Raw genomic sequence first — 15,479 nt, 5'->3', positions numbered from 1 at the left:
TTATTATTGCTGAATAACGGTTCCTACCAGGTTATTGTACTTTCCGCTTGGGCTTTTTTTGATGGTGATTTTCACATAGCCTTCCTGTGCCAGTTTATTCCATGTTTTCTGATACCCTGTTGCCACATCAATCGGAATTTTCCACATCGTCTGTTTTCCACCGCCCATCTGATTAAACCATGGAATTACATCAGCCGTTTGAGACTTGAAAGGTAATAAATTATTCAGAACATCTATTTCATAATAGAAATCATATTTGTTTTCAGGCTGGTTTAAAGCTCTTTGTGAAAAAGTATAAACATATCCGTTGATTATCGGACTGGTGAAACTTCCTCCTAAAGTTGGATTCCCATTTCCGTCATAATTCCCGATGGCCCCGCTATATCGGTCGAATTTTTGCCCCGCCTGAAACGGAACATCATCAACGATATTATATCCACCGTTAGCAGGCGGCCAGCCGCCGTTGAGATTATTCGCATTAAAGAGAGCTTCCAGTTCGCTCCATTTCCCCAGTTTATATAAGTCAAACGCCTGGTTTCTGATGGCCTGGCTTACGGTTCCGGCTGTGTCATAGGTTAAAGCAAACTCATCCGCATTTTTATAGAATACGTGAGTAACGGCTCCCGTTGGGTTATCAATCTCATCATTATCCGAGCTGCATGATGCTGAAAATAAAACAGTTGTGAGAAAAAAGATGTACTTAAATAAATGTTTCATAATAAAAGTTTAATGGTTTAGTTTTTAATAGTGCAGAAATTCTGTTATTTTTTTATATAATTTATGGCATGAGATAAGACTGTCTTTTCTGCTGATATGGAAAGATATTTCTGTAACCTGACATGGCTTGACAGTGTAGACGTGGTATTCTTGAGAAAGAGAATCAATTGTATCACCATCAGCCAAGAATCCTGTCCCGGATTTATTTCCAATACTGATTAGGGCAACGATACAATGAAAGAATAATTTGAGTGATAAATTTAAAGCAAAAATTTTAAATATTAATTAATTTTTTAACAATAAAACATTATGAATTGATTTGATCATAAAATAAATAATCTAATTACATTTAGTATAAATATCATTAGAGCATAAACAATCAGGAATCGATGATTATTTCCAATAAAAAAAGACTGCCGGTAAGGCAGTCTTCATAGTGTTTACTTAATAATGGTTATTAATTTTTAATGAATCTCTTGGCAGCTTCTCCAACCTGGATCATATAAGCTCCTTTAATAAGTCCGCTTACATTCGCACTGCCTCTTTCCAGTTTTCCTGAATTGATTAGTTTTCCACCCATATCGAAGATCTTATAATCCTCTGATGTTGTATTTGAAATATGTAATATATCTTTTACAGGGTTTGGATACACTCTGATATCAGTGATCAGATCTTTGGTGTCAAGAAGTTCTCCTCTTCCTGAAGAAACGATATTAAGAGTATAGTCTTCAACCTGGCCGTAAGTATAAGATCCACATGAAGAAGTAGGTGCAGAGCTGTATTTCATCATGACTCTCATTCTTGTAGAACCTATTGCAGCAGTTGCAGGAATAGTAATACTTCCTGTTGCAGGAGTAGTGGTAGAGCCTGCTTTAGACCATGCTAATTCTCCGCTGTCTGTAAAGTCACCGTCGCCGTTATAATCGATATACACTGCATAAGCTTCGCTGTAAACCGTTGATGTCCATGTTGGAGTTACTGAGATGGTATAAGCACTTCCTCTTGTTACATTGGTAGAAACAGAAGTGAAGTTTTCATATCCTGCAGTTCCGGTTGACGTATTGTTAATGGTTCCAAATTTCACATTTCCGATTCTTTCATCTGCTGTATTCGTTGCAGAAGCTGTACAGTAAGTCACCGTACCTCCGGAAAGTGTTGTAACACTTACTGTATTGCTTGAAGGCGATACATTTCCTGCTGCATCTTTAGATTTAACACTAAAGCTGTACGTTGTAGAAGGCGTTAAGCTTGTTACCGTATAGGTTGTAGATGCTGTAGAGCCGATCAGTGAAGCACCTTGATAAACATCGTAACCTGTAACCGCTACATTATCTGTTGCTCCGCTCCATGAAAGATTGGTTGTAGTAGAAGTAGTTCCTGAAGCTGCAAGGGTAGGAGCTGTAGGTGCTACCGTATCTGTTCCTCCTGAACCTGCATTTACAGTGATATTCGCGTTATTTACATCGAAGAAAATATGGTTTGACCCTTTTACCATAATTCTTCCCGTTGTGGTAGATGAATTCGGAATGGTTACCGCCTGGGTTCCGTCGTTCGGAGTTCCGGCAAGAAGGGTAGTCCAGGTATTCCCGCTGTCTGTTGACCATAAGATATCTACGTTGGCAGCATTCACTCCGTTGGCTGTTGTTCCTGCTACATTCCATGTAACGGTTTGTGAGCTTCCTCCTGAATAAGTAGTCGCTGAATTCTGTGATGAAACACTGAAAGGTCCTGCCGTTCCATTTACAGTGATCAGAGCATCATCAGAATTATTTCCTGAACCTCCGGCTCTGTTATCACGAACAGTAAATCTGAAATTTAAAGATCTTGCTACATTGGATAATGCTTCCACTGTAATTTCTGAACCTGCAGTAGTGGTACCTCCTGTTAAGATGGATGCCATTCTTGGAAAATACCTCGTTGGAGAAGCCGTAGGGGTCCATGATCTGAAAGTAGGCCCTGATGCTTTGGTAGCACTCGCTGCAGAGCTGGCTCCGGTTTGGGATGATGATGCATTATCCATCTGTTCCCAAATGTAAGTTAATGAATCTCCGTTAGCATCGGTTCCCGTTCCTGTAAGCACGAATGGTGTGCCTTTCGGAATAGTATAATCAAGACCGGCATTCGCTGTAGGAATAGCATTTCCTGTTGCTGTACTTACCGGGCATGTTTTAGCTTTGATATTATTGGTGATCTGCTGGATACTTACAGCATGGAAAAAGGCATCCGAATGCGGCTGCACGTCCTGACCGGTAATTCCTGCATAACCCATAATAGTTGATCCTGAGCCAGGCTCCATATTTACGCCAGTGCCTTCGTTACCGTGAGAGAAAGTATGATTACCTCCGAACTGATGTCCCAATTCGTGGGCTACATAATCAATGTCAAAATTATCACCTGAAGGAATAGCATCTGCCGGAGAAGTGTACCCGCTTCCTTTTGAACCGTTTGTACAGATACAGCCGATACAGCCTGCATTTCCGCCTCCTCCGGAAGCTCCGAATAAATGCCCTACATCATAATTGGCTTCTCCGATCACAGAGGTCAGTGTACTTTGAAGCTGGGAATTCCAGCTGCTCATTCCTGATGCCGCAGAATAGGGGTCTGTAGAGGCGTTGGTATAAATGACAGCATCATTGTTGGAAATAAGAACCATTCTTGCGGCAAAATCTTTTTCAAAAACTCCATTTACACGGGTCATTGTGTTATTAATGGCAGCAAGAGCATTTGCTTTAGTTCCTCCAAAATAAGTAGTGTATTCTCCGGTAGTTGAAAGAGCAAGTCTGAATGTTCTCAGTTTGGCATCATCTGCGTTCGGTCTTGCAGCAAGGGTATTGGACACTCCTTTTTGCGCCACATCGATAACGGTACATTCGAATTTATTGAGATCATCTTTTTTGTCAGACTTTCTGTAGACTACATACGAAGAAAGATCTTTGGCATAAGGCTCAATAAAAACGGCAGATTTGTCGCCATAGATCTCCATAGAGGAAAGACCAAGCGAAGAAATACTGAAATACACTGTTGAGTTGGAATCGGTGAGACCTTCACCTACGTAAGATTTAATATCCGGATATTTCGCGGCAAGCTGAGGGTCAAAGTTTGAATTTTCTCTCACTTTAAAATTTTCCATCTTTCCTTCAGAATTAGGAAAAGAAATGATAATTTCTGACTTTTCTCCCGGAGCCAGTCTTTTGGGAGCTCTGGCGAGAGCATTTTTTAATCCTTCGAAATCTAAACTATAGATTTTCGGATTGTTAATTGAGGTTTTGTTTTCAAAAATTTCTGAAGGTGCTTTTTTTGAACCTTCACTCCAGAGACGGTCAGTCTGCGCGAAAGAAATGCCCGTAATGAGTAGCATTCCAATCATGGATAATTTTTTTTTCATAAATTAATTATTTTGATTGTGGAATATCAAAGCTAATAAAAAATATGTTATGAAAATCAAAACTATTTAAGAAAATTTTTGAATATGTGTTTAAATTATTATGCGATACATTGAAAATATATTATCTCAAAAAAAGAAAATAGCATACGTAAAATACGTATGCTATTCAGTTATTGATATAATAATTCTCAATTACATTTTATCATCAGCAGTAGGTCCGTAAAGTCCCGGAACTTTGTTTCCTGTTGATCTTAGGTAAACCACAAGTTCTCCTCTGTGATGATACAGATGATTATACAAAAACCCTCTGATTACCTGTATTTTCTGAGCGGGAGGGAAAATAACATTTCCGTTCATTTCCATTCTCCACTCATTAAAATAAGTGCTTTCATCAGAATTTTCCAAAACTTTCTGAGCTCTGGCAACATTTTCTTCGAATTTTGCCACAATATTATCGGCTTTAGAAATATCTCCCTTATCATACTGGTAGGTTCCCATATCGAAAACATCCTGATTAAAGGTAGATTCATACCAATTATACACTTCAGCAATATGGGAAGCAAGCTGTCCTGTTGTCCAGTTTTTCTCAGACGGCTGCCAGTTTAAGGCAGTGTCAGGAATTGCTTTTAAAATTTTTCTCGTGTTTTCTGCTTCATGCAGAAATTCACCTAAAAGAGCCTGCTTAATCATTTGTGTGATTTTAAAATTATTTTGTAATGTCTCTTCCGATGACCATTCTCTGGATCTCTGAGGTTCCTTCACCAATGGTGCATAATTTAGAGTCTCTGTAGAATTTTTCAGCAGGGAAGTCTTTTGTATATCCGTAACCTCCGAAAATCTGAACCGCATTGTTAGAAATTCTCACACAAGCTTCGGAAGCATACAATTTTGCCATTGCTCCTTCTTTGGTCATCTTTTGCTTGGCATTTTTCAGTGTTGAGGCTCTCTGGATCAAAAGTTCTGCAGCATCAATTTCAGTAGCCATATCAGCCAGCATAAAATTGATAGCCTGGAATTCAGCGATTGCTTTTCCGAACTGATGTCTTTCTTTAGCATATTTTAAAGCCGCTTTATAAGCTCCTCTTGCTGTTCCTAAACTTAAAGCTGCGATAGAAATTCTACCTCCGTCCAGAATTTTCATAGCCTGCTTGAATCCTTCACCTACTTCTCCTAAACGGTGCGAATCCGGTACACGAACACTGTCAAAGATAAGCTCAGCGGTCTCCGAAGCACGCATTCCCAGCTTGTTTTCTTTCTTTCCTGAAGAAAAACCTGGCATTCCTTTTTCTAACACGAAAGCAGTAGAGTTGTTTTTGGCTCCTATTTCACCTGTTCTTGTCATTGCTACAGCAATATCTCCCGAAATAGCGTGAGTGATGAAGTTCTTAGCACCGTTGATGATCCAGTCATCACCATCTTTTACAGCAGTAGTAGACATACCTCCTGAATCAGAACCTGTGTTATGCTCTGTTAATCCCCATGCTCCAATTACTTTTCCTGAAGCAAGCTGCGGAAGCCATTTGTTTCTCTGCTCTTCATTTCCAAACTCATAGATATGATTGGTACAAAGTGAATTATGTGCAGCCACAGAAAGGCCAATAGACGGGTCTACCTGAGAGATCTCATCCAGAATAGTAACATATTCATGATAACCTAAACCGGAACCTCCATACTGCTCAGGAACAACAATCCCCATAAATCCCATTTCTCCTAACTGGTGAAATAAGTCTTTCGGAAATGTCTGGCTCTCGTCCCATTCCATAATATTCGGTCTGATATTTTTCTCAGCAAACTCTCTTGCCGTTTCTGCTATCATTTTAATGTTGTCAATAGTCTCTGTGTTCATATAGATAAAATAGTTAGTTCCCAAAGATAATTAAATTGACGGAAAGCCAAAAATAATTATTTAGCTCATAAGACTGTACACGCAATTTTTTAATAATCAATTTTTTATATTTTTATAATTAATGATTTCTTAATAAAATTTTCAGAACTTTAAGGGTTCTAATTTACTATTTTAGCCACCCAATTTTTAAGGAATGAAAAAAGTTTTACTACCTATTATTCTAATCTCGTCATTTTTTTCTGCCCAGGCTCCGGCAGGATATTACGACGGAACAACCGGACTTACAGGCTATGCACTGAAGTCTAAGCTGCATGATATTACTTCTGAGAAGAATATTAACTGGCATTATGGTGATTTACCTAATCTGTATAATCAGACAGATTTAGATAAATATTATGATCATGGACCGTCTAATACGACCGTTCTACTGGATATTTATTCGGAGATCCCTACCGGGCCTGATGCTTATGAGTATACATCGGCAAACTTAATAAGTACTTCAGGTACTGAAGGATTAGGCTACAACAGGGAACATGTTGTGCCGCAAAGTACATTTAACAGTAATTATCCGATGTATTCAGATTTGCATTTTGTGATCCCTACCGATGCAAGAATCAATCAGCTTAGAAATAATTATCCTTATGGTGTTGGGAATTCCACGGTTCATTATACATTTACAAACTCATCCAAAATTGCCAATAGCGCTATTCCCGGTTACATTTATACAAACAGGGTTTATGAGCCTGTGGATGAATTCAAAGGAGATATTGCAAGAATGCTGCTTTATTTTGCGGTAAGATATGAAAATAAGCTGCCTTCATTTAATTACTCAACGAATATTAACCCCGCGATAGACCGATCTCCTTTTGATGGAACTGCAGAACGGGCTTTTGACCCTGCTTATATTTCGATGCTTGTTCAATGGCATCTCCAGGATCCTGTATCTCAAAGGGAAACAGACCGGAATAATGCCATTTATACCATTCAGAAAAACAGAAATCCTTTTATTGATAACCCACAATGGGTGAATTCTATTTGGTTGCAGACACCTGACGCTATTACGCCCCAGGCCCCTTTAAATTTGAACTCCATTCAATCCGGAGCTTACTATACCCATTTAGCATGGTCACCAAGTACGAGTTCAGATGTTATCGGATATAATATTTATCAGAATGGCCTTCTTGTAGCCACTACAAAATCTACGTCTATAGTTATTGATCATCTGACGCCTTCTACTTCTTATTCATTTACGGTAAAAGCTTATGACCAGGGTTATCTGCAATCTTCTGACAGTAATTTAATTACGGTATCCACATCAGCCGCAGACACCAATTCTAAAGATCTCTTTATCGTTAAATATATAGAAGGAACAGGGAATAACAAAGCTCTGGAAATTGTAAACAGAACCGGTCATGAAGTAGATTTAAACCATTACAGCATAAGAGTGCAATACTACAATAGTGTATATGATTCTTATTATTATGGTAACAGTTTTGAACTTGAAGGAAAAATACCCAACAATCAAAATTTCGTTATTCTGAATCCTAAATCTGCATTATCATGTTATACCAATAATGATGCACATTTTCTTACAGCAGGTGATGCCTTAACTTTTGCAGGTACCCAATATGTAGAGCTGGCTTATAAATCGACAACAGTTGATGCTATAGGAAGTAAGTTTGTAAGTAATTCATACGGAGATATTTCTCTTTACAGAAAGGCTACGGTAAACCAGCCCACAACTACCTTCACTGTTGGTGAATGGGATTCTTATCCTGTTAATTACTGTCAGAATCTAGGTGGAACCTTATCTGCAATTGATCTGACTGCTTCAAACAAAGAGTTTAAAATCTACCCGAATCCTGTTAATGATCATCTTTTCGTAAGCGGAGAAACTCAGGATATTAAAACGGCGCAGGTATTGGATCTTTCAGGAAAAGTGATTTATACAGAAAATGATCCGTTCAGAACAAAGAAAAATATTTCCGTACAGCACCTTTCAGCAGGATTATATTTCTTAAAACTTGATGATAAGGCGTATCAGTTCATTAAAAAATAAAAAATTCACCCGTCATGCGAGTGCAGCGAAGCAGTCTTCTTATTAAATACAGTTGAAAAATATTTCTATGAGATTGCTTCGCTGTGCTCGCAATGACATAGAATATACGGATTAAAGTTGCTGTTTAAAGCATCATTGATATAAGCAGATTCACTAATAATCAATATCTATAAGGGTTTCTGCTTATATTTTTTATTTATAAGTAATTATGCTTATATTTGCACAATGATAGCGGTCATAACCGGTGATATTATAAATTCACAGCATGCAGACACAGAAGTTTGGATTACCAGACTCAAGAATCTCCTGGAAAACTGGGGAAGTTCACCGCTCGCATGGGAAATCTACAGAGGAGACGAGTTTCAGTTCAAGTGTAGTATTGATGAAGTGTTCTGGCGTTTTCTAGCCATTAAGTCTCTTATAAGAAGCCAGGAAAATTTAGATGTACGGATTGCCATAGGAATTGGTGAAGAGAACTTTTCCTCTGAGAAGATCACCGAATCCAACGGAACGGCATATGTACATTCCGGAAGACTGCTGAACGACCTTAAAAGTGACGGCCACACCGTTTCTATAAAAACCTCAAACGAAGCCGTAGACAGGGATCTGAATATCCTTCTGAAATGGTCTTCAAAAGATTTCGACAACTGGACCGTAGCTACGGCAGAGATCATTCATGAAATGATCATGAACCAGGATATCACACAGGAAGATCTCGCCAGAAAGTTTGCTATTTCACAGTCCTCGGTAAGCCAGAGACTGAAACGCGCCAACTACGAACTGATCGTAGAAACTAATCAATATTTTAGAAAGAAAATCTCAGAACTGTAAGCATGATCTTTACTCAACTCATATTGGCACATTTACTCGGAGATTTTATTCTTCAGCCAAATTCCTGGGTTGCAGATAAGGAACGCCGTAAGCTGAAAAGCCCGTATCTGTATCTTCATGTTCTGATTCATACTGTTTTAAGCTTTGTTTTTCTCTGGAATACAGATCTTTGGTGGGTTTCATTGCTTGTCGGGATCACCCATTTTATAATTGATGCCTCAAAACTTATTTTTCAGACTGTAAAGAATAAGAAAAGATGGTTCTTCATTGACCAGTTGCTGCATATTCTTGTCATTGCCGGGATCTCTTTTTATTTCAAAGAATTCAGTTTTGATTTTCTGCAGAATCAGCAATTTCTGAAAGTATTGATGGCTGCCTTATTTCTGACAACACCGGCTTCAATTTTTATTAAAATATTATTGTCTTCCTGGACTCCGGCCCCGGAAGCACAAAGCAGTATACAGACCGAATCTCTCTCGAGTGCAGGGAAATATATAGGAATCCTTGAGCGTCTTCTGGTTTTCACTTTTATTATGGTGAACCATTGGGAAGGCGTAGGGTTTATGGTCGCCGCCAAATCTGTTTTCAGATTCAGTGATCTGGCACAGGCCAAACAGAGAAAACTGACGGAATATGTACTCATTGGTACATTGCTGAGTTTTGGATTGGCTGTTTTAACAGGAATTTTAATTAAGTAATATAAAATAAATCTAACTAATACGAATTTAGAAATGGAAAAGAAAGAAATGTTGTACGAAGGTAAAGCAAAACAAGTATTTGCTACCGATAATCCTAATGAAGTAGTGGTACGTTTTAAAGACGACGCTACAGCATTTAATGCTCAAAAAAGAGGGTCTGTTGATTTGAAAGGTGAAATGAACAATGCGATCACTACTCTTATTTTTGAATACTTAAATGAAAAAGGGGTTAAAACTCATTTCATTAAACAATTGAACGAAAGAGAGCAGCTGGTAAAAAAAGTATCCATCATTCCATTGGAAATGGTGGTAAGAAACTACTCTGCAGGAAGCATGGCTCAAAGACTGGGAGTGGAAGAAGGAATTAAATCTCCGGTTACCATTTTCGATATCTGCTACAAAAAAGACGAATTGGGAGATCCGCTTATCAACGATCACCATGCCGTTTTCTTAGGAGCAGCAACGTATGAAGAGCTTGATGAGATGTATGAGCTTACTTCTGATATCAATGAAATTCTGATCGATCTTTTTGATAAAATGAACATCATCCTGGTTGATTTCAAAATTGAATTAGGAAAAACAGCAGACGGAGAGATCATCCTTGCAGACGAAATTTCTCCTGACACATGCAGACTTTGGGACAAAGACACTATGAAAAAGCTGGATAAAGACAGATTCAGAAGAGACTTAGGAGAAGTTACTGAGGCTTACGTAGAAATCTACAACAGACTGAAAACTTTACTGAATAAGTAAAGTTTAGAAGTTAGAAGTTAGATATTAGAGGTTAGTATGGAATCGCACAGGATAGAAGACCTTAAAGTTTGGAGTAAATCAATGGCTTTGGTAAAAGAAGTTTATTTGGTGACTGCAGAATTACCAAACGAAGAAAGATTTGGCTTATTATCTCAAATTAGAAGATGTGCTGTTTCAATCCCTTCTAATATTGCGGAAGGAGCAGGAAGGAATAATAAGAATGAATTTATCAATTTCTTGGAATTGCGTTTGGTTCAACCTATGAATTGCAAACTCAGTTACAGCTATTAATAGATTTAAATTTTATTTCTGAAACTAAAATTCTTCCCTTAAAAGAACTTTTAGCTGAGATACAGAAAATGATTTATTCATTAAAGACAAGTTTAAAATTATAATTGAAGTTAACTTAGACTAATTTCTAACATCTAATATCTAACTTCTAATTTAGAAAAAATAGAAATGAAAAGTTTAGACATTCATAAAAGTGAATATTTAAAACAGTTTGAAACTCAAACCTACGGAAGAAATCTTTTCAGAACGCAGGAAGAAGAAAGGCTGGATGCTCCCAATGAGGAGTGCGGTATCTTCGGAATGTATTCTGATAACGATTTGGACACGTTTTCTCTTTCACAGTTCGGGCTTTTTGCTTTACAGCACAGAGGCCAGGAAGCATGCGGTATTTCTGTTTTGAAAGACGGAAAAATCACCAATATGAAAGATGAAGGTTTGGTTTTGGATGTTTATAAAGAGATCCAGGATCCTGAAACTTTTATGGGAAATTCTGCAATCGGACATACCCGTTATACCACTGCAGGAGACAAAAAGAAGTATAATTTCCAGCCATTTTTCGCGAAAAACGAATATGACCAGATTATTCTTTCTATAGCGCATAACGGTAACCTTACCAATGCAAAAGAATTAAAAGCCGAATTGGAAGCTGAAGGTGTAGTTTTCAGAGCAACATCCGATTCTGAGGTAATTTTAAGATTGATTCAGAAAAATCTTGATTTAGGACTTCGTGGAGCCATTAAAGCGACCATGGAGAAAATTGAAGGCGCATATTCCGTAGTGGGAATGACGAGAAATAAATTCTTTGCTTTCAGGGATTTCAACGGGATCCGTCCGCTGGTTTTAGGAGCTGTTGACGAAAAAACTTATGTAGTGGCTTCCGAATCTGTTGCATTGGACGCTGTAGGCGCCCAGTATGTACGTGATATTCTTCCGGGAGAGATCATTTATACGAATGAAAATGAACCGGGTAAGCTTAATTCTTACATGGTCAATGAGGCGAGAGGCAAGCAAAGGATTTGTTCTTTTGAATATATCTATTTCGCAAGACCTGACTCTACTTTAGAAAATATCAATGTATACGAGATCAGAGAGAAATCCGGCGAAAAGATCTGGGAACAGGCCCCGGTAGAAGCTGATGTAGTCATTGGAGTTCCCGATTCGGGAGTTCCGGCAGCTATTGGCTTTTCCAAGGCTTCAGGAATACCTTTCCGTCCGGTTCTTATTAAAAACAGATACATCGGAAGAAGTTTCATTGTGCCGACACAGGAGATGAGGGAAAGGGTGGTGAATCTTAAGCTTAATCCTATTATTTCTGAGATCAAAGATAAGAGAGTAGTGATCATAGACGATTCTATTGTAAGAGGAACAACTTCCAAGAGACTGGTTAAAATCCTGAAAGATGCAGGCGTAAAAGAGATCCATTTCAGAAGTGTTTCTCCACCTATTATTGCCCCATGCTACTTAGGAATAGATACTCCCTCAAAAGATGATCTGATTTCAGCCAACATGACCACAGAACAGCTTAAAGATTACTTAGGAGTAGATTCACTGGAGTTTTTAAGTACAGACAGCCTGAAAGAAATTTTAGGATCTTCCAATCACTGTTTCGGATGCTTTACAGAAGAATATCCGGTAGGAAAAGGAGAGGAGGCAGAATTGTTCAATTAACGTTTGTCAATTTGAAATAAATAAAAGAGCCAGGTTTGTATATCTGGCTCTTTTGTTTTTATAAATGTATCAAAAGTTTAATATTCCTGTATCATACAATATAAAAGCAAGTTTTAATTTTATACTATTAAAGCTTCTTATGAAAAACTTATTTTTAACCGGTATTCTTCTGATCTATTCCCACTTATATTTCTCCCAGTCTTTCGATAAACAGGCACACCGCGGAGGAAAGTCTTTATATCCCGAGAATACAGTTCCGGCCATGAAGAATGCCTTAAAAATGAATATCACAACGTTGGAAATGGATCTGGCGATCACGAAAGATAAAAAAGTAATTCTTTCCCATGACGCTTTCCTTTCTCCTGAGCTGGTAACAAGGCCGGATGGCACTTATATTCCCAAAGATTCCGGTTTTTACTATAAAATTTATGACATGCCTTATGCAAAGATTCAAACATTTGATGTAGGCTTAAAGAAACTCACTAACTATCCCGATCAAAAAAAAATAAAAGCCCAGAAACCTCTTTTCTCAGAGGTAATAGATGCATGTGAGGCTTACGCCCGTGAACTGAAAAGACCTTTACCTTTCTATAATATAGAAACCAAAACACGCCCTTTTTCTGACCTGATATTTCATCCCGAGCCAAAAGAATTTGTAGCGCTGATGATGAAAATTATTCTAAAAAAAGGAATTCAGGACCGCGTCATTATTCAGTCATTTGATCCCAGAACACTGGAAATTATTCATAAAGAATATCCTAAGATCATGACCGCTTTACTGGTGGAAAAAGTAGATGATAAAAAACTGGCACAGCAGCAGACTCATTTTGAAAATATACCTACGGAGAAATTCAGACAGTATCCTGATCATCTGAATGGCGTAGCCGGAGATATGAAATTTCTGAGTTTTACCCCAACCATTTACAGTCCCGACCATACACTTGTTACTTCAGAACTTGTACAGGAATGCCATGCCCTGGGCATGAAAGTTATTCCCTGGACCGTCAATACGAAAGAAAGGTTAAAAGAATTAAAAGACCTGGGAATAGATGGAGTGATCAGCGATGATCCACGAATATTTGAATAACCGGGATACGAGTTACGGGTTTGAGCGTCAGAGTGTTTTAGAGTTTAATACTTTGAGAAGCGTTGAAAGAATGACAAATATGTGGTGGCTGAGGGACTCGAAGCCACCAGCAATAATATCTGATATCTAAAATCATAATTTGCCTAAAAACGAAAGTCCAGACTTTAAAATTTTAAAGCCCGGACTTTACTATAGGTTAAATAATTGATTGTCTTCTATTAGAATTTATAATTCAGACCTAATTGGAACGTTCTATGGTTCAATGGCTCGGTACCTTCAGGTTTCTGGTTTCTCATATCCGTAAGACTGTTGATATATCTTGCGTTGATCCCAATATTTTGAGTGATATCATACCCAAGACCTAAACCAAGACCTAAATTAAACTTGTTAACGTTATCTTTATTGATGTCTTCAGAGTTAGACACAGATTGAGAAGTTGTAACCCCTCCTGTAGTCGTAGAAATAGTACTGTTTCCGGAATTCTTTCCGTTAATGAAATAACTGAATTCAGGACCCGCTTCTACATAAAATTTCTCTGTAGGTCTCATTTGTACCATTAAAGGAACTGAAATATAGTTCATGGTAGTTTTATAATCGCTTTTCGTTTTAATGTTGGTATCTCCAGTAGTTACATCCGTAGATGAGATCACACTTTTTGCTCCTAACTGGTTGTATAAAACTTCCGGCTGCAAGCTGAATTTCTGAGAAAGTGGAATGTTAACTAAAACTCCGGCATGGAAACCTATTTTCTGGTTGTTAAGGCTTAATTTCTGCTCACTGAAATACGATGAGTTTCCTCCTGCTTTAATACCGAATCTGATAGGCTGTTTTTCTTGTTTGATTGGTTCTGTGCTTACTGTTTTTGTTTCCTGAGCAAACGTCATCATGCCAGCAGCAACTGCCAACCCTAGAAATAACTTCTTCATAATTTTATTTTTTAATTTTACTATTTACTTTCTTATCCGATTTTTCAATCAGACTTGATTTATTTTGCAAAATGCTTGCCAAACTTCAAAAACCCTTATTTAAAGGGCTTCTACGAAGGTTTTTCCCATTGCTTCGTTTGTGTTTTTATCTGTTTTTTAAGAAAAATTATATTATGAAAATATGTTTTTGAAAGATGATTTTAAGTAAAATTGACTTTATGTTGATAATTTAACACAAAGTTAAAGTTGGAAAAATGCTGAAGCAGGCATTGAAAATTATTGAATTTTTTGAAACCCTTGTCAGGGATACAGAAAAATGCCGGACTCAAAAAAGTCCGGCATTCATTTGAAAATAATATATCTCTATTTGAATTTATAAGCTACACCTACCTGGAAGGCATTGTTTCTAACGGCATCTGAACTGTTTTCTTTATAGATATCTGTAATACCTGCAGTAAATCTGGCTGTAACCCCAAAATTCTGTGTAAAATAATATCCGGCTCCAATACCGATTCCGAAATTGAATTTATTGTGAAGATCTTTAACGATTTTTTCTGAAAAACTTGTAGATTGTGTAGTCGTAGTATTTCCGGAAGTTTTAACAGTTGTAATATCTCCTTTGTCTTTTCCTCCTAACAGAAACCCAAATTCCGGACCTGCTTCTACATAAAGCTGAGGAAGGATATTATACTGTACCATTACCGGTACGGCAAGATAGCTCAGTGTTTTTTTATAGTCTACTTCTCTTCTGTATCTGTCAGAATTAACATAGTATACCTCTCTTTCTTCAGTTTTTGAACCCAACTGGTTAAAAAGAAGCTCGGGCTGAATACTAAACTTCTCTGCTACCGGAATATTGGCAAATACTCCTGCATTAAAACCAGGCTTCAGTTTCTGATCATTATCATACTGATCCACTTTACTTAGCGTTGATGCGTTGAATCCAGCTTTAACACCGAACGTAACAGGTGAAGAAGATGTGGTTTTTTCCTGAGCATTAACCGAAAGGCTTGCTGCAATTGCTAATCCTAAAATTAGTTTTTTCATGATTATAAAGTTTTAACTTATTTCCCCGTACTCAGCAAAATTCCCGCCAAAGAGAATAAAATGATAAAAATCATATTTTAAGGCGAAAAGGTCAGGCTTAAATGAATAAACCTGACCTTTTCTATTTGAAATCAATTTATATATGAAGAAACTTTCGTGGTAACCTCTGAA

General features: G+C 37.6%; 12 protein-coding genes and 1 pseudogene. 7 read left to right on the top strand and 6 right to left on the bottom strand.

What is annotated here, in order from left to right; all coding sequences use genetic code 11:
* Positions 1-3: 3 nt before the first annotated feature.
* The 4 genes from J4Q03_RS12555 to J4Q03_RS12540 form a co-directional block, all read right to left on the bottom strand.
* Positions 4-717 carry a hypothetical protein gene (locus J4Q03_RS12555; RefSeq protein WP_426048516.1) on the bottom strand — a complete coding sequence of 238 codons (714 nt, stop codon included), beginning with the start codon at positions 715-717 and terminating at the stop codon, positions 4-6.
* A gap of 457 nt (positions 718-1,174) precedes the next feature.
* The gene (locus J4Q03_RS12550) at positions 1,175-4,102 is read right to left on the bottom strand and encodes a reprolysin-like metallopeptidase (RefSeq protein WP_426048515.1); all 2,928 of its coding nucleotides are present in this window, start codon (positions 4,100-4,102) and stop codon (positions 1,175-1,177) included.
* A 192-nt stretch (positions 4,103-4,294) separates the two neighbouring features.
* The gene (locus tag J4Q03_RS12545; protein WP_426048514.1) at positions 4,295-4,792 is read right to left on the bottom strand and encodes a DinB family protein; all 498 of its coding nucleotides are present in this window, start codon (positions 4,790-4,792) and stop codon (positions 4,295-4,297) included.
* Positions 4,793-4,808: 16 nt separating this feature from the next.
* A complete protein-coding gene (locus J4Q03_RS12540; RefSeq protein ID WP_426048513.1) occupies positions 4,809-5,948 on the bottom strand; it encodes an acyl-CoA dehydrogenase family protein in 1,140 nt (379 codons plus the stop codon).
* A 193-nt stretch (positions 5,949-6,141) separates the two neighbouring features.
* On the opposite strand from J4Q03_RS12540, the gene J4Q03_RS12535 reads away from it, so the two are divergent.
* The 7 genes and pseudogenes from J4Q03_RS12535 (at position 6,142) to J4Q03_RS12505 (ending at position 13,335) form a co-directional block, all read left to right on the top strand.
* Positions 6,142-8,007 (top strand): endonuclease, encoded by a 1,866-nt coding sequence (locus tag J4Q03_RS12535; RefSeq protein ID WP_426048512.1) that lies wholly within the window; start codon positions 6,142-6,144, stop codon positions 8,005-8,007.
* A gap of 225 nt (positions 8,008-8,232) precedes the next feature.
* Positions 8,233-8,838 (top strand): SatD family protein, encoded by a 606-nt coding sequence (locus tag J4Q03_RS12530; RefSeq protein ID WP_426048511.1) that lies wholly within the window; start codon positions 8,233-8,235, stop codon positions 8,836-8,838.
* A 2-nt stretch (positions 8,839-8,840) separates the two neighbouring features.
* Positions 8,841-9,536: a DUF3307 domain-containing protein gene (locus J4Q03_RS12525; RefSeq protein WP_426048510.1), complete on the top strand. Its 696-nt coding sequence runs from the start codon at positions 8,841-8,843 to the stop codon at positions 9,534-9,536.
* A 33-nt stretch (positions 9,537-9,569) separates the two neighbouring features.
* Positions 9,570-10,289, top strand: coding sequence for a phosphoribosylaminoimidazolesuccinocarboxamide synthase (gene purC / locus J4Q03_RS12520; protein WP_062646789.1), 720 nt, complete (start codon positions 9,570-9,572; stop codon positions 10,287-10,289).
* Positions 10,290-10,325: 36 nt separating this feature from the next.
* Positions 10,326-10,684: pseudogene (locus J4Q03_RS12515) on the top strand (four helix bundle protein).
* A 64-nt stretch (positions 10,685-10,748) separates the two neighbouring features.
* Positions 10,749-12,248 carry an amidophosphoribosyltransferase gene (gene purF, locus J4Q03_RS12510; protein ID WP_426048509.1) on the top strand — a complete coding sequence of 500 codons (1,500 nt, stop codon included), beginning with the start codon at positions 10,749-10,751 and terminating at the stop codon, positions 12,246-12,248.
* Between the two features lie 139 nt (positions 12,249-12,387).
* Positions 12,388-13,335 (top strand): glycerophosphodiester phosphodiesterase family protein, encoded by a 948-nt coding sequence (locus J4Q03_RS12505; protein ID WP_426048508.1) that lies wholly within the window; start codon positions 12,388-12,390, stop codon positions 13,333-13,335.
* A gap of 218 nt (positions 13,336-13,553) precedes the next feature.
* Here the strand turns inward: J4Q03_RS12505 and J4Q03_RS12500 are convergent, their stop codons facing one another.
* Both J4Q03_RS12500 and J4Q03_RS12495 read right to left on the bottom strand, forming a co-directional pair.
* The gene (locus tag J4Q03_RS12500) at positions 13,554-14,261 is read right to left on the bottom strand and encodes a porin family protein (RefSeq protein ID WP_426048507.1); all 708 of its coding nucleotides are present in this window, start codon (positions 14,259-14,261) and stop codon (positions 13,554-13,556) included.
* A gap of 363 nt (positions 14,262-14,624) precedes the next feature.
* Complete coding sequence (locus tag J4Q03_RS12495) at positions 14,625-15,308, bottom strand: porin family protein (RefSeq protein ID WP_426048506.1); 684 nt, start codon at positions 15,306-15,308, stop codon at positions 14,625-14,627.
* Positions 15,309-15,479 lie beyond the last annotated feature (171 nt).

It is taken from the genome of Chryseobacterium sp. NFX27 (genome assembly GCF_049887855.1).
GTDB lineage: Bacteria > Bacteroidota > Bacteroidia > Flavobacteriales > Weeksellaceae > Chryseobacterium.
This window is presented reverse-complemented; position numbering and strand designations above follow the sequence as displayed.